This window comes from Pantoea sp. Ep11b (assembly GCF_040783975.1).
Lineage (GTDB): Bacteria > Pseudomonadota > Gammaproteobacteria > Enterobacterales > Enterobacteriaceae > Pantoea.
On record NZ_CP160631.1, the window covers coordinates 2,106,949 to 2,124,886 of the forward strand.

At 56.2% G+C, this 17,938-nt stretch carries 17 protein-coding genes, 1 other RNA gene and 1 other annotated feature; of the genes, 15 read left to right on the top strand and 3 right to left on the bottom strand.

Annotated features, from left to right (window positions below):
* The first annotated feature begins 77 nt into the window (after positions 1–77).
* The 14 genes from thrS (at position 78) to AB1748_RS10075 (ending at position 12,850) form a co-directional block, all read left to right on the top strand.
* A complete protein-coding gene (gene thrS / locus AB1748_RS10010; protein ID WP_111139092.1) occupies positions 78–2,006 on the top strand; it encodes a threonine--tRNA ligase in 1,929 nt (642 codons plus the stop codon).
* A 3-nt stretch (positions 2,007–2,009) separates the two neighbouring features.
* Positions 2,010–2,561, top strand: coding sequence for a translation initiation factor IF-3 (gene infC, locus AB1748_RS10015; protein ID WP_111139091.1), 552 nt, complete (start codon positions 2,010–2,012; stop codon positions 2,559–2,561).
* 99 nt (positions 2,562–2,660) lie between these two features.
* The gene (rpmI, locus tag AB1748_RS10020) at positions 2,661–2,858 is read left to right on the top strand and encodes a 50S ribosomal protein L35 (RefSeq protein ID WP_004157374.1); all 198 of its coding nucleotides are present in this window, start codon (positions 2,661–2,663) and stop codon (positions 2,856–2,858) included.
* A gap of 44 nt (positions 2,859–2,902) precedes the next feature.
* The gene (gene rplT, locus AB1748_RS10025; protein WP_006118956.1) at positions 2,903–3,259 is read left to right on the top strand and encodes a 50S ribosomal protein L20; all 357 of its coding nucleotides are present in this window, start codon (positions 2,903–2,905) and stop codon (positions 3,257–3,259) included.
* A gap of 118 nt (positions 3,260–3,377) precedes the next feature.
* Positions 3,378–3,503, top strand: a sequence feature (Phe leader region).
* A complete protein-coding gene (gene pheM, locus AB1748_RS10030; RefSeq protein ID WP_106120997.1) occupies positions 3,383–3,427 on the top strand; it encodes a pheST operon leader peptide PheM in 45 nt (14 codons plus the stop codon). (Overlaps the previous feature by 45 nt.)
* A 71-nt stretch (positions 3,504–3,574) precedes the next feature.
* Positions 3,575–4,558, top strand: a complete 984-nt coding sequence (pheS, locus tag AB1748_RS10035; RefSeq protein WP_111139090.1) for a phenylalanine--tRNA ligase subunit alpha — start codon at positions 3,575–3,577, stop codon at positions 4,556–4,558.
* 14 nt (positions 4,559–4,572) lie between these two features.
* Positions 4,573–6,960, top strand: coding sequence for a phenylalanine--tRNA ligase subunit beta (gene pheT, locus AB1748_RS10040; RefSeq protein ID WP_367395441.1), 2,388 nt, complete (start codon positions 4,573–4,575; stop codon positions 6,958–6,960).
* 4 nt (positions 6,961–6,964) lie between these two features.
* Positions 6,965–7,267: an integration host factor subunit alpha gene (gene ihfA / locus AB1748_RS10045; RefSeq protein WP_003853259.1), complete on the top strand. Its 303-nt coding sequence runs from the start codon at positions 6,965–6,967 to the stop codon at positions 7,265–7,267.
* A gap of 158 nt (positions 7,268–7,425) precedes the next feature.
* Positions 7,426–8,409, top strand: coding sequence for a vitamin B12 ABC transporter permease BtuC (btuC, locus tag AB1748_RS10050; RefSeq protein ID WP_367395442.1), 984 nt, complete (start codon positions 7,426–7,428; stop codon positions 8,407–8,409).
* Positions 8,410–8,455: 46 nt separating this feature from the next.
* Complete coding sequence (locus AB1748_RS10055) at positions 8,456–9,001, top strand: glutathione peroxidase (RefSeq protein WP_111139088.1); 546 nt, start codon at positions 8,456–8,458, stop codon at positions 8,999–9,001.
* The gene (gene btuD / locus AB1748_RS10060; RefSeq protein WP_111139087.1) at positions 9,002–9,751 is read left to right on the top strand and encodes a vitamin B12 ABC transporter ATP-binding protein BtuD; all 750 of its coding nucleotides are present in this window, start codon (positions 9,002–9,004) and stop codon (positions 9,749–9,751) included.
* A 68-nt stretch (positions 9,752–9,819) separates the two neighbouring features.
* Entirely contained in the window at positions 9,820–10,278 is a 459-nt protein-coding gene (locus AB1748_RS10065) for an NlpC/P60 family protein (protein ID WP_111139086.1), read from the top strand.
* 294 nt (positions 10,279–10,572) lie between these two features.
* Positions 10,573–11,319, top strand: a complete 747-nt coding sequence (locus tag AB1748_RS10070; protein WP_111139085.1) for an EAL domain-containing protein — start codon at positions 10,573–10,575, stop codon at positions 11,317–11,319.
* A gap of 79 nt (positions 11,320–11,398) precedes the next feature.
* A complete protein-coding gene (locus AB1748_RS10075) occupies positions 11,399–12,850 on the top strand; it encodes a YdiU family protein (RefSeq protein ID WP_293770265.1) in 1,452 nt (483 codons plus the stop codon).
* A 7-nt stretch (positions 12,851–12,857) separates the two neighbouring features.
* On the opposite strand, the gene AB1748_RS10080 is transcribed toward AB1748_RS10075, so the two are convergent.
* Both AB1748_RS10080 and AB1748_RS10085 read right to left on the bottom strand, forming a co-directional pair.
* Positions 12,858–13,904 carry a 3-deoxy-7-phosphoheptulonate synthase gene (locus tag AB1748_RS10080; protein ID WP_111139083.1) on the bottom strand — a complete coding sequence of 349 codons (1,047 nt, stop codon included), beginning with the start codon at positions 13,902–13,904 and terminating at the stop codon, positions 12,858–12,860.
* 153 nt (positions 13,905–14,057) lie between these two features.
* Entirely contained in the window at positions 14,058–14,885 is an 828-nt protein-coding gene (locus AB1748_RS10085) for a pyruvate, water dikinase regulatory protein (protein ID WP_111139082.1), read from the bottom strand.
* 424 nt (positions 14,886–15,309) lie between these two features.
* On the opposite strand from AB1748_RS10085, the gene ppsA reads away from it, so the two are divergent.
* A complete protein-coding gene (gene ppsA, locus AB1748_RS10090) occupies positions 15,310–17,691 on the top strand; it encodes a phosphoenolpyruvate synthase (RefSeq protein ID WP_367395443.1) in 2,382 nt (793 codons plus the stop codon).
* Between the two features lie 68 nt (positions 17,692–17,759).
* Here ppsA and rprA read toward each other — a convergent pair.
* Positions 17,760–17,868: antisense sRNA RprA (gene rprA, locus AB1748_RS10095), an RNA gene on the bottom strand.
* Positions 17,869–17,938 lie beyond the last annotated feature (70 nt).

Below are 17,938 nucleotides of genomic sequence, written 5' to 3' on the forward strand. Positions count from 1 at the left end.
TATTACGCCAGGTCAAACCTCTCATGACATTGCATGTAGGCTTTCGTGTGGCTTACCACTGCAAATAAGGATATGAAATGCCTGTAATTACGCTTCCTGATGGCAGCCAGCGCGTGTTTGACCGCCCTGTCAGTGTGATGGATATTGCACTGGATATCGGTCCCGGTCTGGCAAAGGCCTGTATCGCGGGTCGGGTCAACGGAGAACTGGTTGATGCTGTCGATCCCATTACCGAAGACGCCGCCGTTGCGATCATTACCGCTAAAGACGAAGCGGGTCTGGAAATCATCCGCCACTCCTGTGCGCACCTGTTAGGGCATGCGATCAAGCAGCTGTGGCCCGATACCAAAATGGCGATTGGCCCGGTTATCGATAACGGCTTCTATTATGATGTCGACATCGACCGCACGCTGACTCAGGAAGATATCGACCTGCTGGAAAAACGCATGCATCAGCTGGCTGAGACCAACTACGATGTGGTGAAGAAAAAAGTCAGCTGGCAGGAAGCGCGTGATGTCTTTGCGGCGCGTGGCGAAATCTATAAAACCACCATTCTTGATGAAAACATCAGCCACGACGACAAGCCTGGCCTCTATCATCACGAAGAATATATCGACATGTGCCGCGGTCCGCATGTGCCGAACATGCGGTTCTGTCACCATTTTAAACTGCAGAAAATCTCCGGTGCCTACTGGCGCGGCGACAGCAGCAATAAAATGCTGCAGCGTATTTATGGCACCGCATGGGCAGACAAAAAGCAGCTGGCGGCCTATCTGCAGCGTCTGGAAGAGGCGGCGAAGCGTGACCATCGCAAGATTGGTAAGCAGCTGGATCTCTACCATATGCAGGAAGAAGCCCCGGGCATGGTCTTCTGGCACAACGACGGCTGGACCATCTTCCGCGAGCTGGAAGTGTTTGTCCGCAGTAAGCTGAAAGAGTACCAGTATCAGGAAGTAAAAGGTCCGTTCATGATGGACCGCGTCCTGTGGGAAAAAACCGGCCACTGGGAAAACTACAAAGAGGCGATGTTCACCACCTCTTCAGAGAACCGTGAATATTGCATTAAACCGATGAACTGTCCGGGTCACGTTCAGATCTTTAATCAGGGTCTGAAATCGTACCGCGATCTGCCGCTGCGTATGGCGGAGTTCGGTAGCTGTCACCGTAACGAGCCATCGGGTGCGCTGCACGGTCTGATGCGCGTTCGTGGCTTCACTCAGGATGATGCACACGTCTTCTGTACAGAAGAACAGGTGCGTGACGAAGTGAACAGCTGTATCCGCATGGTTTATGACATGTACAGCACCTTCGGCTTTGAAAAGATTGTGGTGAAACTCTCCACCCGTCCTGAGAAGCGTATCGGCACCGATGAGATGTGGGATCGCGCCGAGGAAGACCTGGCGGCGGCCCTGAACGAAAACAACATTGAGTTTGAGTATCAGCCGGGTGAGGGCGCGTTCTACGGCCCTAAAATTGAGTTCACGTTGTACGATTGTCTCGATCGCGCCTGGCAGTGCGGCACAGTTCAGCTAGACTTCTCCCTGCCAAAACGCCTTGAAGCAACCTATGTGGGTGAAAACAACGATCGTCAGACGCCAGTGATGATTCACCGTGCGATTCTGGGTTCGATGGAGCGCTTCATCGGGATTCTGACTGAAGAGTTCGCCGGTTTCTTCCCAACCTGGCTGGCACCGCTGCAGGTCGTGGTGATGAATATTACCGACGGGCAGGCAGAATATGTTGAGTCTTTGACACGTAAGTTGCAGAATGCTGGCATTCGTGTGAAGGCAGACTTGAGAAATGAGAAGATAGGCTTTAAAATCCGCGAGCACACATTACGTCGCGTCCCTTATATGCTGGTCTGCGGTGATAAAGAGGTGGAAGCTGGCAAAGTTGCCGTTCGCACCCGCCGTGGTAAAGACCTGGGGTCGCTGGATGTTGATCTGTTTGTTGAGAAGCTGCAACAAGAGATTCGCAGCCGCAATCTTCACCAATTGGAGGAATAAAGTATTAAAGGCGGAAAACGAGTACTACCGACGCGTCCGAACAAAATTAACAGTGAAATCCGCGCAACAGAAGTGCGCTTAACGGGCATGGATGGCGAGCCGATTGGCATTGTCACATTACGCGAAGCATTGGAAAAAGCCGAGGAATCGGGTGCCGATCTCGTCGAGATCAGTCCGAATGCCGAACCGCCGGTTTGCCGCATCATGGATTACGGCAAGTTCCTCTATGAAAAAAGCAAATCTTCTAAGGAACAGAAGAAGAAGCAAAAAGTTATTCAGGTTAAGGAAATTAAATTCCGTCCTGGAACCGATGATGGCGACTATCAGGTCAAACTACGCAACCTGATTCGCTTTCTGGAAGATGGCGATAAAGCCAAAATCACGCTCCGCTTCCGCGGTCGTGAGATGGCGCACCAGCAGATCGGTATGGAAGTGCTTAACCGCGTCCGTAAAGACCTGTGTGAAGATCTGGATTTGGCCATTGTCGAATCCTTCCCTTCGAAGATCGAAGGCCGCCAGATGATCATGGTGCTCGCTCCTAAGAAGAAACAGTAGGCTTTCAAGTAGCCATTGCCGTGCAGCGTTCGCGCTGTGCGGTGATGTGTTCGCCTGTCTGGGTCATGTTATCAACAATGCGAAGTGGATATTTTTAAAATGCCAAAGATTAAAACTGTACGTGGCGCGGCTAAGCGCTTCAAGAAGACCGCTTCTGGCGGCTTCAAGCGTAAACACGCAAACCTGCGTCATATTCTGACGAAGAAATCTACTAAGCGTAAACGTCACCTGCGCCCTAAAGGCATGGTGTCAAAAGGCGATCTGGGTCTGGTTATTGCCTGCCTGCCGTACGCATAAGTAAATTTTTTTCATTAATTCAGAATATTAAACAGGAGAGCTAAATGGCTCGTGTAAAACGTGGTGTAGTTGCTCGCGCACGTCACAAAAAAATCTTAAAACAAGCTAAAGGCTATTACGGTGCACGTTCACGTGTTTACCGTGTTGCTTTCCAGGCTGTTATCAAAGCTGGTCAGTATGCTTACCGTGACCGTCGTCAGCGTAAGCGTCAGTTCCGTCAGCTGTGGATCGCGCGTATCAACGCAGCGGCACGTCAGAACGGTATGTCTTACAGCCGTTTCATCAATGGTCTGAAAAAAGCAGCCATTGAGATCGACCGTAAGATCCTGGCCGACATCGCTGTATTCGACAAAGTGGCATTCACTGCACTGGTCGAAAAAGCGAAATCAGCTCTGGCGTAAGTCAGATAGAAAAGGGAGCTTGCTCCCTTTTTTATTGCCTGTAACCTACGCAAAAGATTGACATTTTCGCCGCTGCGCATTTCAATAGTGTCCCGGTATGAGCATGACAAGGTAACTGCAAGCATGAATGCTGCTATTTTCCGTTTCTTTTTTTACTTTAGCGCCTGATATCCGGGGGCTTTTGCGCATAAGAGAAGAAACGAAAAATCGCGCTGAAAGCCTCCCTCGTGGAGGCTTTTTTGTTTCTGGCGCTAGCATATTGGACCGGCAGGTCCCAACGAGAACTGACCAGCCTGACTGGAAAAAGAGGAAATTATGTCTCAACTCGCAGAACTGGTGGCCAGCGCCACGGCGGCCATCGACGGGGCGACAGATATCGCCGCCCTTGACGCGGTGCGCGTCGAATATCTGGGTAAGAAAGGCCATCTGACACTGCAGATGACCACATTACGCGAGCTGCCAGCAGAGGAGCGTCCTGCAGCGGGTGCGGTCATCAACGAAGCCAAACAGCAGGTGACCGATCGCCTGAATGCCCGCAAAGAGGCACTCGAAGCCGACGTACTGAATGCCCGTCTGGCGCAGGAGACCATTGATGTTTCCCTGCCAGGGCGTCGTATTGAGAACGGTGGCCTGCATCCGGTGACCCGCACCATGGATCGCATTGAGACCTTCTTTGGCGAGCTGGGTTTTGCTGTTATGACCGGGCCAGAGATCGAAGATGACTACCATAACTTTGATGCGCTGAACATTCCTGCTCACCATCCGGCGCGCGCCGATCATGACACCTTCTGGTTCGATGCTACCCGACTGCTGCGCACGCAGACCTCTGGCGTGCAGATCCGTACTATGCAGGCTCAGCAGCCACCCATTCGCATCATTGCGCCGGGCCGCGTCTACCGTAACGACTACGATCAGACCCACACGCCGATGTTCCATCAGATGGAAGGGCTGATTGTTGATAAAAATATCAGCTTCACCAACCTCAAAGGCACGCTGCACGATTTCCTGAATAACTTCTTTGAAGAAGATTTGCAGATTCGTTTCCGTCCTTCCTATTTCCCGTTTACCGAACCCTCCGCTGAGGTGGACGTGATGGGTAAAAACGGCAAGTGGCTGGAAGTGCTGGGTTGCGGCATGGTCCATCCTAATGTACTGCGCAATGTTGGTATCGACCCGGAAGTTTATTCCGGCTTCGCCTTCGGAATGGGCATGGAGCGTCTGACCATGTTGCGCTATGGCGTGACCGATCTGCGCGCCTTCTTCGAAAATGATTTACGTTTCCTCAAACAATTTAAGTAAGGGCAGGTTATCCAATGAAATTCAGTGAACTCTGGTTACGCGAATGGGTAAATCCAGCCCTGGACAGCGCCGCGCTGTCTGAACAAATCACCATGGCCGGTCTGGAAGTGGACGGTGTAGAGGGTGTTGCCGGTGCGTTCCACGGCGTCGTGGTCGGTGAAGTGGTGGAGTGCGGTCAGCACCCGAATGCCGACAAACTGCGTGTCACCAAAATCAACGTGGGCGGCGATCGCCTGCTGGACATCGTCTGTGGTGCGCCGAACTGCCGCCAGGGACTGAAAGTCGCCGTGGCGACCGTGGGTGCGGTGCTGCCGGGTGATTTTAAAATCAAAGCGGCCAAACTGCGTGGCGAACCCTCTGAGGGGATGCTCTGCTCCTTCTCCGAGCTGGGTATTTCCGACGACCATAATGGCATCATCGAACTGCCAGCTGATGCGCCGATTGGCACCGACATCCGTGAATACCTGCAGCTGGATGACAACACCATCGAGATCAGCGTCACGCCTAACCGCGCGGACTGCCTGGGTCTGATCGGGATCGCCCGTGACGTTGCGGTACTTAATGGCTTACCGCTGAACGTGCCTGAAATGCAGCCGGTTGCGGCCACCCTGAACGATACCTTCCCGATTCAGGTCGAGGCGACAGACGCCTGTCCGCGCTACCTGGGCCGTGTTGTCAAAGGAATTAACGTCGCGGCGGCCACGCCACTCTGGATGAAAGAGAAGCTGCGCCGCTGTGGCATTCGCTCGATCGATCCGGTCGTCGATATCACCAACTATGTTCTGCTGGAACTGGGTCAGCCGATGCACGCTTTCGACCTCGACCGCATCAACGGCGGCATCGTGGTGCGGATGGCGAAAGAGGGTGAGAAGCTGACGCTGCTGGATGGCACCGAAGCCAGCCTGCAGGCAGATACGCTGGTGATCGCCGATCATCAGCAGGCGCTGGCGATGGCCGGTATCTTCGGCGGTGAACATTCCGGTGTGAACGGCGAAACCCGTAATATCCTGTTTGAGTGCGCTTACTTCGATCCGCTCTCCATTACCGGCCGCGCCCGCCGTCACGGTCTGCATACCGATGCGTCACACCGCTATGAGCGTGGCGTTGATCCGGCGCTGCAGCATAGGGCAATTGAGCGTGCCACCGCGCTGCTGCTGTCGATCTGCGGCGGTGAAGCGGGTCCGATCATCGATCAGACTCACCAGGCCGCACTCCCGGTTCCGGCGACTATTACGCTGCGCCGCGAAAAACTGGATCGTCTGATTGGTCATGTCATCGCCGATGAGCAGGTCACCGACATCCTGACGCGTCTCGGCTGCGACGTCACCGTGGGCCAGGGCGAGTGGCAGGCTGTGGCACCGAGCTGGCGTTTCGACATGGCGATCGAGGAAGATCTGGTTGAAGAGGTGGCCCGTGTCTACGGCTACAACAACATTCCGGATGTGCCGGTGCAGGCGGGCCTGGTAATGACCCGTCATCGCGAAGCGAACCTGTCACTGAAACGCGCTAAAAACCTGCTGGTGGATAAAGGCTATCAGGAAGCGATTACCTATAGCTTCGTGGATCCAAAAATTCAGCAGCTGCTGCATCCGGGCGAAGAGGCGCTGCTGCTGCCCAGCCCGATCTCCAGCGATATGTCGACCATGCGCCTCTCGCTCTGGACCGGCCTGCTCAACGCGGTGGTCTATAACCAGAATCGCCAGCAGAGCCGCGTGCGTCTGTTTGAGAGCGGTCTGCGCTTTGTGCCGGATACACAGGCTGATTTAGGCATCCGTCAGGATCTTATGCTGGCTGGTGTCATCAGCGGTAACCGTGTGGAAGAGCACTGGGATCTGGCGCGTCAGACAGTTGACTTCTATGATTTAAAAGGCGATTTAGAGTCGCTGCTCGATTTAACCGGCAAACTGGATGAAATCAGCTTCCGCGCTGAAGTGAATCCGGCCCTGCATCCAGGCCAGAGCGCGGCGATTTATCTGCACGATGAAAAAATCGGATTTATCGGCGTGGTTCATCCTGAGCTGGAACGTAAGCTTGATCTTAACGGCCGCACCTTAGTCTTTGAACTGCTTTGGAATAAGGTCGCAGACCGCGTCCTGCCTGACGCGCGCGAGATTTCTCGCTTCCCGGCGAACCGTCGTGATATTGCGGTTGTAGTGGCCGAAAACGTGCCAGCAGCAGATATCATTGCGGAGTGTAAGAAAGTTGGCGTAAATCAGGTAGTTGGCGTAAACTTGTTTGACGTGTACCGCGGTAAGGGCGTTTCTGAGGGCTACAAGAGCCTCGCAATCAGCCTGATTTTGCAGGATACCAGCCGGACACTCGAAGAAGAGGAGATTGCCGCGACCGTTGGCAAATGCGTTGCGGCATTAAAAGAGCGATTCCAGGCAACCTTGAGGGATTGAACCTATGGCGCTTACAAAAGCTGAGATGTCAGAGTACCTGTTTGAGAAACTCGGGCTGAGCAAACGCGATGCCAAAGAGTTAGTAGAGCTGTTTTTCGAAGAGGTACGTCGCGCTTTGGAGAACGGAGAACAGGTTAAACTGTCTGGGTTTGGTAATTTCGACCTGCGTGACAAGAACCAGCGTCCTGGCAGAAACCCGAAAACGGGTGAAGATATTCCGATTACTGCGCGTCGCGTAGTAACGTTCCGCCCAGGGCAGAAGCTGAAAAGCCGCGTAGAGAACGCTACACCCAAAGAGACTGACTGAATTTCAGCGTTTCAAAAAGGCCGCGCAAGCGGCCTTTTTTCATGGTTATCCGCCATCATGCCGCGCCCGCCATCCTGACAGCCTTCCGGCGCACCCACCTTTCTTTTTTCTGCAATCCCTCTACAATCAAATCTCTGTTTTCTCAGCGTATCCCGCTTATGTCTCTGCTCGACCAGCTCGCGCGTCAGGCCGACCGGCGCGGCCAGAAATGGCTGATGGCGCTAGCCCTGATGCTCTCTGCACTGCTCTGTCTCAGCCTCTGCGCAGGAGACAGCTGGATTGTGCCTTCACACTGGCTTACCGAAAGTAGCCGGCTCTTTGTCTGGGAGTTACGGTTGCCCCGCAGCCTGGCGGTGGTGCTGGTTGGCGCCTCGCTGGCGATGTGCGGCGTGGTGATGCAGGCGCTGTTTACCAACCCGCTGGCCGAGCCTGGCCTGCTGGGCGTCTCGAATGGGGCCGGTATTGGCCTGGTGCTCGGCGTGCTGCTGGGTAGCGGGTCATTGTGGAGCCTCGCGCTTGCCGCAATTGCCGGGGCGCTGGTCATTACGCTGATCCTGCTGCATTTTGCGCATCGCCAGCTTTCGACGACGCGGCTGTTACTCACCGGCGTGGCGCTGGGGATTATCTGCAGCGCTATCATGACCTGGACGGTCTACTTCAGCACCAGTCTCGATCTGCGTCAGCTGATGTATTGGATGATGGGGGGATTCAGCGGGGTTGACTGGCGCTATGGCTGGATGATGCTGGCGCTGTTGCCGGTGATGCTGGCCCTGAGCGCAACCGGCCCGGCTCTCAATCTGCTGGCCCTGGGGGAAACCTCCGCCCGTCAGCTCGGGCTCTCGCTGTTCGGCTGGCGTAATCTGCTGGTGCTGGCGATGGGCTGGCTGACGGGGATCAGCGTGGCGATGGCAGGGGCCATTGGCTTTGTCGGGCTGCTTATTCCGCATCTGCTGCGTCTGAGTGGCCTCAGCGACCACCGCTATCTGCTGCCCGCCTCCGCGCTGGCGGGGGCGGGCGTGCTGCTGGCCGCCGATATTGTGGCGCGGCTGGCGCTGACCTCGGCGGAGCTGCCGATAGGGGTGGTTACCGCCACGCTGGGCGCTCCGCTGTTTATTCTTTTACTGGTGAAATCTTCTCGCTAGTTCCGGCTGGCGACTCTGCATCCACAACTGAATCCAAGGAACTTATATGAACATTTATCAGACTGAACTGGTTACGATCGATGGAGAAAAAACCACGCTGGCCCAATGGCAGGGCAAAGTGCTGCTGGTGGTTAATGTGGCATCGAAATGTGGCCTGACACCGCAATATGAAGAGCTGGAGAATCTGCAGAAAGCCTGGCAGGATCACGGCTTCAGCGTGCTCGGCTTTCCCTGCAATCAGTTTCTTGAGCAGGAGCCCGGCAGCAGCGAAGAGATCAAAACGTTCTGCAGCACCACCTATGGTGTGACCTTTCCGCTGTTTGCTAAGACCGAGGTCAACGGCCCGGAGCGTCATCCGCTCTTTGCTCAGCTGATTGCCGCGCGGCCAGAGGCGGTCCGTCCGGAAGGCAGCGGCTTTTACGAGCGGATGGAAAGCAAAGGGCGTGCGCCAAAAGCGCCAGGCGACATCCTGTGGAACTTCGAAAAGTTTCTGATTGGCCGGGACGGCAGCGTCATCCAGCGCTTTGCGCCGGACATGACGCCGGAAGATCCGATCATTCTGGAAACCATTAAGCAGGCTCTGGCGAAGTAGATGCTGCTGCGCCTGCACCAGGCGGCTGTTCCTGGAAGGCTGCTGTCACTGAGCGGTGAAATCGCCGCGGGCCAGCTGCTGCACGTCGCAGGCCCTAACGGTGCAGGCAAGAGCACGCTGCTGAGTGTGTTAGCGGGACTGCAACCTGCCGCCGGTTCGGTCGTGCTGGATGACCGGCCGCTGGCGGAGTGGCAGGGTGCGGCGCTGGCCAGCGTTCGTGGCTGGTTGCCCCAGCAGCAGGTTCCGCTGAGCCAGATGCCGGTCTGGCACTATTTACGTCTGCATCTTAAACAGGCAGGGCCGCAGGCCGATGCCCGGCTCGGCGCGCTGCTGCAACGGCTTCAGCTGCAGGATAAACTCTCCCGTTCCCTGACACGGCTCTCCGGTGGTGAATGGCAGCGCGTCAGGCTGGCGGCGGTCTGCCTGCAGATCGATCCCCGGATCAATCCGCAGGGACGGCTGTTGATACTTGACGAGCCGATGACCGCGCTGGACATCGGTCAGCAAAAAGCCGTGGACGATCTGATAGCAGAGTTATGCGCGGCGGGCATCAGCGTGGTGGCCAGCAGCCACGATCTTAACCACAGCCTGCAACGGGCCGATCGGGTCTGGCTGATGGATCGGGGGCAGCTGATTGCGCAGGGCGAACCGGCAGCGGTTCTGACGCCACAGCGCCTGACACCGCTCTATCAGATCACTTTCCGGCAACTTGAGCTGGAAGGGCGAACCGTGCTGACCGTGTTGCCCTGACACTTGCTACACCGCGGGCTTTACCGCTACATTAAGCCGGTTGCGATTTCTGATAAGGATATTTGGCGATGCGCCTGGGTTTGCTGATTTTAGTGCTGCTGCTGACGGGGTGCACTCATCACGCCCCGCCAGTGAATGGCCGTCTTTCCGATTCGATAACCGTGATTGCAGAACTGAACGATCAGCTCGGGAACTGGCACGGCACGCCATACCGCTATGGCGGCATGAGCCGCCAGGGTGTCGACTGCTCCGGGTTTGTCTATCTGACGTTCCGCGACAGGTTTGCGCTGCAGCTGCCGCGCACTACCTCCGCCCAAAGTGACATCGGCACGCGCATCAGCAAAGATGAGCTGCTGCCCGGCGATCTGGTCTTTTTTAAAACCGGACGCGGTGAGAATGGCCTGCATGTGGGGATCTATGACAGTGACAATGCGTTTATTCACGCCTCAACCAGTCAGGGTGTGACCCGATCCTCACTGGACAATGTTTACTGGCGGAAAGTGTTCTGGCAGGCGCGTCGCATATAAACCAGTACTGCCGAATCAGACTTAAGTCCAATTTTAAATAGAGGTAAAACAGCGGTCATAAGTTTTATTTTAAATGACAGTTATTGAACCTGAGTTTTATTAAGCATAATAAGGGCGGCGTTAATTCCGTTAATAAGTACACTTTTAGCCTTACTATTTGGCTTAAGCGTTACAGCGAACCGGCAAACGGCAATGGAAGGCTAAAGAAGTTCATCTCTTCAATGATTTGGCACTATTGCCTGCAACTGACCATTCCTATACGATATCTCCATCGCCGCATATTCTGGCATTAAAATGAAAATTCATCTCTCGGCCGACTATCAGTCGGAAATCTGGTTCTATCCTGTCTGTGACGTTGACGGACGGTTGACCGCTGTCGAGCTGGTTACGCAGTTTGTGCATGAGAGTGCACCCATCACCCTGCCGCAGGAGCTGCTGTTGCCGCAGCTCGATGAGTCGCAGCAGCTGCGTCTGCTGCAAAGTCAGATCGGATTGCTGGAGCAGTATCGCGGCGTATTCGAAGCGCATTCGGTTTCCGCATTTATACGCATTGATGAAAACCTGGCCCGTACGCTGCTGGCCAGCGAGCTGGTGATGCGCAAATTAAAACAGCTGCCCTTCATTCTGCTGAATATCACTGAAGCGTTTCCGCAACTCCGGCTTGGCAAAAATAATGCGTTGCTGGCGAGCCTTGCGGCTGAGTTTAATTTGGCACTTTCTCATTTCGGTGCGGGCAAGAGTCCTTCCAATGCGGTCTACGATAATTTATTCAGCTGTATCTGCCTGGATAAGGAATTTATTCATTCGCTGGCCAAACGTGCCTCATTCGTGCCGTTTATTCAGAGCATTATCGATAATTTCCGCGCCCATTGCGATCAGCTGATTATTTGTGGCGTTGACGACGAGGTGCTGCTGGATAAAGTCAGCCAGCTGAGCGGCGCCGTTTTCCAGGGGGCGCTCTTCCCGGTCGTCAAATCGGATGCCCTGCATTCGCTGCTCTGCGCCGACGATCGGCAGCCTTCTTCACGCCACCCCGGCTGACAGAACCTGTTAATCCCCGCTATCGGCGTTACACTAAGGGACTAACCTGAGTAACGCTGAGCATCGCATGGGAGAAACAATGTCCTCACGCAAGGTCACCTTTGACAACACCTGGTTCCGTGAGCTTGCCGGGAATTACACCGCACTCAACCCCACGCCGCTGGCCGGTGGACGCCTGCTCTATCACAATGCGCCGCTCGCTGCTGAGATGGGCCTGGACAGCGCGCTGTTCGCGGGCCAGGGCCACAACGTCTGGCATGGCGCGGATCTGCTGCCGGGCATGCAGCCGCTGGCGCAGGTCTACAGCGGTCATCAGTTTGGCGTCTGGGCAGGGCAGCTTGGCGACGGGCGCGGCATTCTGCTGGGCGAGCAGCGTCTCGAAGATGGCAGTAAACTGGACTGGCATCTCAAGGGCGCGGGCCTGACGCCTTACTCCCGGATGGGCGACGGCCGGGCGGTCATCCGCTCCAGCGTGCGCGAGTTTCTGGCATCGGAAGCGCTGCACCACCTGGGCATTCCGACCACCCGCGCACTCACGCTCTCGATCGGCGACGAGCCGGTCTACCGCGAAACCACCGAACGCGGGGCGATGCTGATGCGCATCTCTCCGAGCCATCTGCGTTTCGGCCATTTCGAACACTTCTTTTACGGTCAGCAGCCGGAGAAAGTGCAGCAGCTGGCCGACTATGCCATTCGCCATCACTGGCCGCATCTGACAGAGGAAGCCGATCGCTATCAGCAGTGGTTTACCGACATCGTGCTGCGCACCGCGCGGCTCATCGCGTTGTGGCAGAGCGTCGGTTTCGCGCATGGAGTCATGAACACCGACAACATGTCTATCCTCGGCCTGACCCTCGACTATGGCCCCTTTGGTTTTCTGGATGATTATCAGCCCGACTTCATCTGCAATCACAGCGACTATCAGGGCCGCTACAGTTTAGAAAATCAGCCGATGATCGGCCTGTGGAATCTTAACCGTCTGGCGCATGCGTTATCGGGTCTGCTGACTACCGACCAGCTGCGAGCGGCACTGAGCGCCTATGAACCTGAACTGATGCGGGTCTGGGGCGAACGGATGCGGGCGAAGCTCGGTTTACTGACGCCGCAGAGCAGTGACAATCAGATTCTGACCGATCTGCTGGCGCTGATGACCCAGGAGCACAGCGACTACACGCTGACGTTCCGGCTGCTGAGCGAGACGCAGCAGGGGGAAAGCCGCTCACCGCTGCGTGATGAGTTTATCGATCGTGAGGCGTTTGACCGCTGGTATGAGGGGTATCGCCGCCGCCTGCTGGACGAGCAGGTCAGCGATGCGGAACGGCAGGCGGTCATGAAAGCCGCGAACCCGGCGGTGATCCTGCGCAACTATCTGGCCCAGCAGGCGATTGAAGAGGCCGAACGGGGTGAGCAGGGCGCGCTGGCACGGCTGCACCAGGCGCTGCAGCACCCCTTCAGCGATCGGACGGCCGCTGAATATCGTCAGCGGCCGCCGGAGTGGGGCAAAACCTTAGCGGTGAGCTGCTCCAGCTGATGCTGCTTCAGAGACGATGAGAAACGGCCCCGGCGAGCAGTTCGAGCACGCTTTCGCTCTCCTGCCAGCCGAGGCAGGGGTCGGTAATCGACTGGCCATAGACCAGCGGCTGACCGCTGACCACTTTCTGATTGCCCTCCTGCAGGAAGCTTTCAATCATTACGCCCGCCACGGCGCGCGAGCCTGATGTGATCTGCTCTGCGACATCGGCCGCGACATCCATCTGACGACGATGCTGCTTCAGGCAGTTGCCGTGACTGAAGTCGATCACCAGCTGTGGTGGCAGGTTAAAGGCCGCCAGGCTCTCTGCCGCCGCCGCCACATCGCTGGCGTGATAGTTGGGCTGTTTGCCGCCGCGCAGGATCACATGACCGTGGGGATTACCGCTGGTCTGATAGATGGTCATCTGGCCCCGCTTATCGGGCGAGAGGAACATATGACTGGCGCGCGCGGCGCGGATGGCATCCACGGCGATCTGGACGTTGCCATCGGTACCATTTTTAAAGCCGACCGGGCAGGAGAGGGCCGACGCCATTTCGCGGTGGATCTGGCTTTCCGTGGTACGTGCGCCAATGGCTCCCCAGCTAATCAGATCCGCAATAAACTGGCCGATCACCATATCCAGGAACTCGGTGGCGGTGGGCAGGCCCAGCGTGTTGATATCGATCAGCAGCTGGCGGGCGATGCCGATGCCACGGTTCACATCAAAGCTGCCATCCAGGTCCGGATCGGAAATCAGCCCTTTCCAGCCTACCACGGTGCGTGGCTTCTCAAAGTAAGCACGCATCACTATCTCCAGCCGATCCGCATAGCGGTCACGCAGGACGTTCAGGCGCTCCGCATATTCCAGCGCCGCTTTGGGATCGTGCAGCGAGCAGGGGCCGATGACCACCAGCAGGCGGGGATCTTCACCGGTCAGGATCCGCGCAATACGGGTGCGGGCCGCCGTGACATTATCAGCAATGGCGGCGGAAACAGGGTGTGCCTCTGCCAGGCTGGCAGGCGTAATCAGGTTATCAATGCGTGCAGTACGCAGTTCATCGGTTTTATTCATGAGTATCTCAAAAAACGGTTCTTCGCAGCGGTGAAATACCGGGAAGTGATGAGGGTCACAATAAACCATTAGCCTGCGAATTCAACCCGATAATGAATATTCAAATCAAAACAGACGGCCACGCCACGTTACAGCCTCTGCGCCATAAGAGCGCTAATACATGCGGCGGGTCAGACCCATGATGTCGAGAATTTTGGTGGCGATCTCCTCCACCGAGTAGTTGGTGCTGTTGAGATAGCGGATCTGGTGGGTGCGGAACAGCGCTTCGACTTCGCCCACCTCCAGCCGGCACTGGCGCATCGAGGCGTAGCGGGTATTTTCTGCCCGCTCCTGACGTATTGCCGCCAGCCGTTCCGGATCGATGGTCAGCCCGAAGAGTTTGTTCTGATGGGCGCGCAGGGCGGGCGGCAGCTTCAGGTTATCCATATCATCAGCAATAAAAGGGTAGTTGGCGGCGCGGATGCCGAACTGCATCGCCAGATAGAGGCTGGTGGGCGTTTTGCCGCAGCGTGAGACGCCCACCAGGATCACCTGGGCATCCTCCAGACCGCGCAGCGAGATGCCGTCGTCGTGGGCCAGGGCGTAGTCGATCGCTGCAATACGGGCATCATATTTCCCCAGATTACTGGCATCCAGCCCGTGGGTACGGTGCGCCACCGGCGCGGGCGACAAGCCCAGCTCCTGCTGCAGCGGGGCGACCAGCGCCTGCACAATGTCCTGACAGAAGCCTTCACTCTGAACGATGATGTCACGCACTTCCGGCGTCACGATCGAGAAAAACACCAGCGGCCGGACGCCGCTCTGCTGATAGAGCGCGTTTATCTGGGCTTTCACCGCCAGCGCCCGCTGAACATTCTCAACGAACGGCAGCGTCAGGCTGGTGATGTTGACCGGAAACTGCGACAGCACCGCATGACCCAATACTTCTGCCGTAATGGCGGTGCCATCAGAAATATAAAAAACGCTTCTGTCAGTTGTCATAACTATCTGCCCTGGACATGAGTGAACCGTCAGCATGAGCTATGCCGGAAAATAAATCATCCCGGATGTAAATTTCTGGAAGGTTTATCGGAATTTACGGACGGAGGTTTTCTCTGTTGCAAAGGAATAGTCACTCGTCCGCCGCGTGCTTTGTCCTTTATCAGCCGGAAAGGCCCGCGCCTTTGTTGCGCAACAAAACAGGGGGATAAGGAAGCCTGAAAAACACGTATTACAGATTTATCAGTTGCTTAGGAAAAAATGGCGGCTTTGCGCAACAGCAAAATAAAGCGCTTACAATTCCGAAACTGCGGCTGAAATTCTGCTTTAACGATTCAACAGATCGTTATCGGTGAGGCGATATGCCAGGCTGAAAACCGATTACTCCCTGTCTCACTTCATCGATAACTGATAAAGGATAAGATCAATGTCCACTACAGGCGAACAGCCACTTGTGCTCTGGTATAACCAGCTTGGCATGCATGATGTTGACCGGGTGGGAGGTAAAAATGCCTCTCTGGGTGAAATGATTACTAATCTGTCGTCGCTGGGTGTCTCCGTTCCCAATGGTTTTGCAACGACATCGTACGCGTTTAACCTGTTCCTCGATCAGAGTGGGCTGAACCAGCGCATCTATGCGCTGCTGGATGAGACCGATATTGATGATGTGGATGCGCTGGCAAAAGCGGGCCGGCAGATCCGGCAGTGGGTTGTTGAGACGCCTTTCCTGCCGGCGCTGGAGTCCGCCATTCTGGACGCGTATCAGCAGCTTTCGGCAGATGACGCGGACGCCTCTTTTGCTGTCCGCTCCTCGGCTACCGCCGAAGATATGCCCGACGCCTCCTTTGCCGGACAGCAGGAGACCTTTCTGAATGTGCAGGGCATCGACGCCGTGATGGTCGCGGTCAAGCATGTCTTCGCCTCGCTGTTCAACGACCGTGCTATCTCTTACCGCGTGCATCAGGGCTATGATCATCGCGGCGTGGCGCTCTCGGCCGGTATCCAGCGCATGGTGCGATCGGATCTCGCTGCGTCGGGCGTGATGTTCACCATCGATACCGAGTCCGGCTTCGATCAGGTGGTCTTTATTACCGCAGCGCTGGGACTGGGCGAAATGGTGGTGCAGGGCGCGGTGAACCCGGATGAATTCTACGTGCATAAGCCGACGCTGGCCGCCAGCCGTCCGTCGATTGTGCGCCGCAATATGGGCTCGAAAAAGGTCCGCATGGTCTATGCCGACTCGCAGGCGCACGGCGAGCAGGTGCGGATTGAGGATGTGCCGGAGGCTGAACGCGACCGCTTCTGCCTGAGTGATGAGGAAGTCCAGGCGCTGGCGAAACAGGCGGTGCTGATTGAGCAGCACTACCAGCGGCCGATGGACATCGAGTGGGCCAAAGATGGCCACACGGGCAAGCTGTTTATTGTGCAGGCGCGGCCGGAAACCGTTCGCTCAAATGGTCAGGTGATGGAGCGTTACACGTTACAGGGGCAGGGCAGCGTCGTGGCGGAAGGGCGAGCCATCGGTCACCGTATCGGGGCTGGCACGGTGAAGGTGATCCACGATATCAGCGAAATGAACCAGATTGAGAAAGGGGATGTGCTGGTTACCGACATGACCGACCCGGACTGGGAGCCGATCATGAAAAAAGCCTCAGCGATCGTCACCAACCGTGGCGGACGCACCTGCCATGCGGCAATCATCGCGCGCGAGCTGGGCATTCCGGCAGTCGTCGGCTGCGGCGACGCCACCGATCGGCTGAAAGAGGGACATCAGGTGACCGTCTCCTGCGCCGAAGGGGACACCGGCTATGTCTACGATCAGCTGCTCGATTTCGACGTCACCAGTTCGCAGGTCGATTCGCTGCCTGAGCTGCCGCTGAAGATCATGATGAACGTCGGCAACCCCGATCGCGCTTTTGATTTTGCCTGTCTGCCTAATGAAGGCGTGGGGCTGGCGCGGCTGGAATTTATCATCAACCGCATGATTGGCGTCCATCCTAAAGCCCTGCTGGAGTTTGATCAGCAGACGCCGGAACTGCAGCAGCAGATCCGCAAAATGATGAAAGGATTTGATAATCCAGTGGAGTTCTACATCGCGCGCCTGACCGAGGGAATTGCCACACTTGGCGCAGCATTTGCACCGAAACGCGTAATTGTCCGACTTTCCGACTTCAAGACGAATGAATATGCCAACCTGGTGGGCGGCGAACGCTACGAGCCGGAAGAGGAGAACCCGATGCTGGGATTCCGTGGCGCAGGACGTTATGTCGCGGACAGCTTCCGCGACTGCTTCGCACTGGAGTGCGAGGCGGTAAAACGTGTTCGTAACGAGATGGGCCTGACCAACGTTGAGATCATGGTGCCGTTTGTGCGTACCGTCGAACAGGCGCAGGCCGTGGTGGAAGAGCTGGCGCGTCAGGGCCTGAAACGGGGCGAAAACGGGCTGAAGATCATCATGATGTGCGAAATTCCGTCGAATGCGCTGCTGGCGGATCAATTCCTGCAGCACTTTGATGGCTTCTCTATCGGTTCTAACGATATGACTCAGCTGACGCTGGGGCTGGATCGCGACTCCGGCGTCGTCTCCGCGCTGTTTGATGAGCGCAACGAGGCGGTGAAAGCGCTGCTGTCTATGGCAATCCGGGCGGCGAAACAGCAGGGCAAATATGTCGGCATCTGCGGGCAGGGACCGTCGGACCATCAGGACTTTGCGGCATGGCTGATGAAAGAGGGAATCGATAGCCTGTCGCTGAACCCGGATACCGTGGTAGAAACCTGGGTGAGCCTGGCGCAGATGACCCCCTCCTGACCCCGGCTGCACGATCGTAAAAGGCCCGCAATGCGGGCCTTTTTTTGTTTATGGCGGGTCAGTTTCAGACAAAAAAAAGCCCATCACAGGGGATGGGCAAAGACTACACACAGCAATTCTTTACTCTACTCAGGGGGAATAGGGTGGTCTGGAAATCAATAGTTTGATTCAGAACATAGGAAGCATGTTATTCATACCGCTGGCTGGAGTCTTTAAGAATCCTCTTATTAGTTTAAAGCCAATAATC

What these genes read in the sequence shown, in the direction of transcription:
- thrS (WP_111139092.1), top strand. Translation starts at nt 78, where the DNA reads ATGCCTGTAATTACGCTTCCTGATGGCAGCCAGCGCGTGTTTGACCGC.
- rpmI (WP_004157374.1), top strand. Translation starts at nt 2,661, where the DNA reads ATGCCAAAGATTAAAACTGTACGTGGCGCGGCTAAGCGCTTCAAGAAG.
- rplT (WP_006118956.1), top strand. Translation starts at nt 2,903, where the DNA reads ATGGCTCGTGTAAAACGTGGTGTAGTTGCTCGCGCACGTCACAAAAAA.
- pheS (WP_111139090.1), top strand. Translation starts at nt 3,575, where the DNA reads ATGTCTCAACTCGCAGAACTGGTGGCCAGCGCCACGGCGGCCATCGAC.
- pheT (WP_367395441.1), top strand. Translation starts at nt 4,573, where the DNA reads ATGAAATTCAGTGAACTCTGGTTACGCGAATGGGTAAATCCAGCCCTG.
- ihfA (WP_003853259.1), top strand. Translation starts at nt 6,965, where the DNA reads ATGGCGCTTACAAAAGCTGAGATGTCAGAGTACCTGTTTGAGAAACTC.
- btuC (WP_367395442.1), top strand. Translation starts at nt 7,426, where the DNA reads ATGTCTCTGCTCGACCAGCTCGCGCGTCAGGCCGACCGGCGCGGCCAG.
- AB1748_RS10055 (WP_111139088.1), top strand. Translation starts at nt 8,456, where the DNA reads ATGAACATTTATCAGACTGAACTGGTTACGATCGATGGAGAAAAAACC.
- btuD (WP_111139087.1), top strand. Translation starts at nt 9,002, where the DNA reads ATGCTGCTGCGCCTGCACCAGGCGGCTGTTCCTGGAAGGCTGCTGTCA.
- AB1748_RS10065 (WP_111139086.1), top strand. Translation starts at nt 9,820, where the DNA reads ATGCGCCTGGGTTTGCTGATTTTAGTGCTGCTGCTGACGGGGTGCACT.
- AB1748_RS10070 (WP_111139085.1), top strand. Translation starts at nt 10,573, where the DNA reads ATGAAAATTCATCTCTCGGCCGACTATCAGTCGGAAATCTGGTTCTAT.
- AB1748_RS10075 (WP_293770265.1), top strand. Translation starts at nt 11,399, where the DNA reads ATGTCCTCACGCAAGGTCACCTTTGACAACACCTGGTTCCGTGAGCTT.
- AB1748_RS10080 (WP_111139083.1), bottom strand. Translation starts at nt 13,904, where the DNA reads ATGAATAAAACCGATGAACTGCGTACTGCACGCATTGATAACCTGATT.
- AB1748_RS10085 (WP_111139082.1), bottom strand. Translation starts at nt 14,885, where the DNA reads ATGACAACTGACAGAAGCGTTTTTTATATTTCTGATGGCACCGCCATT.
- ppsA (WP_367395443.1), top strand. Translation starts at nt 15,310, where the DNA reads ATGTCCACTACAGGCGAACAGCCACTTGTGCTCTGGTATAACCAGCTT.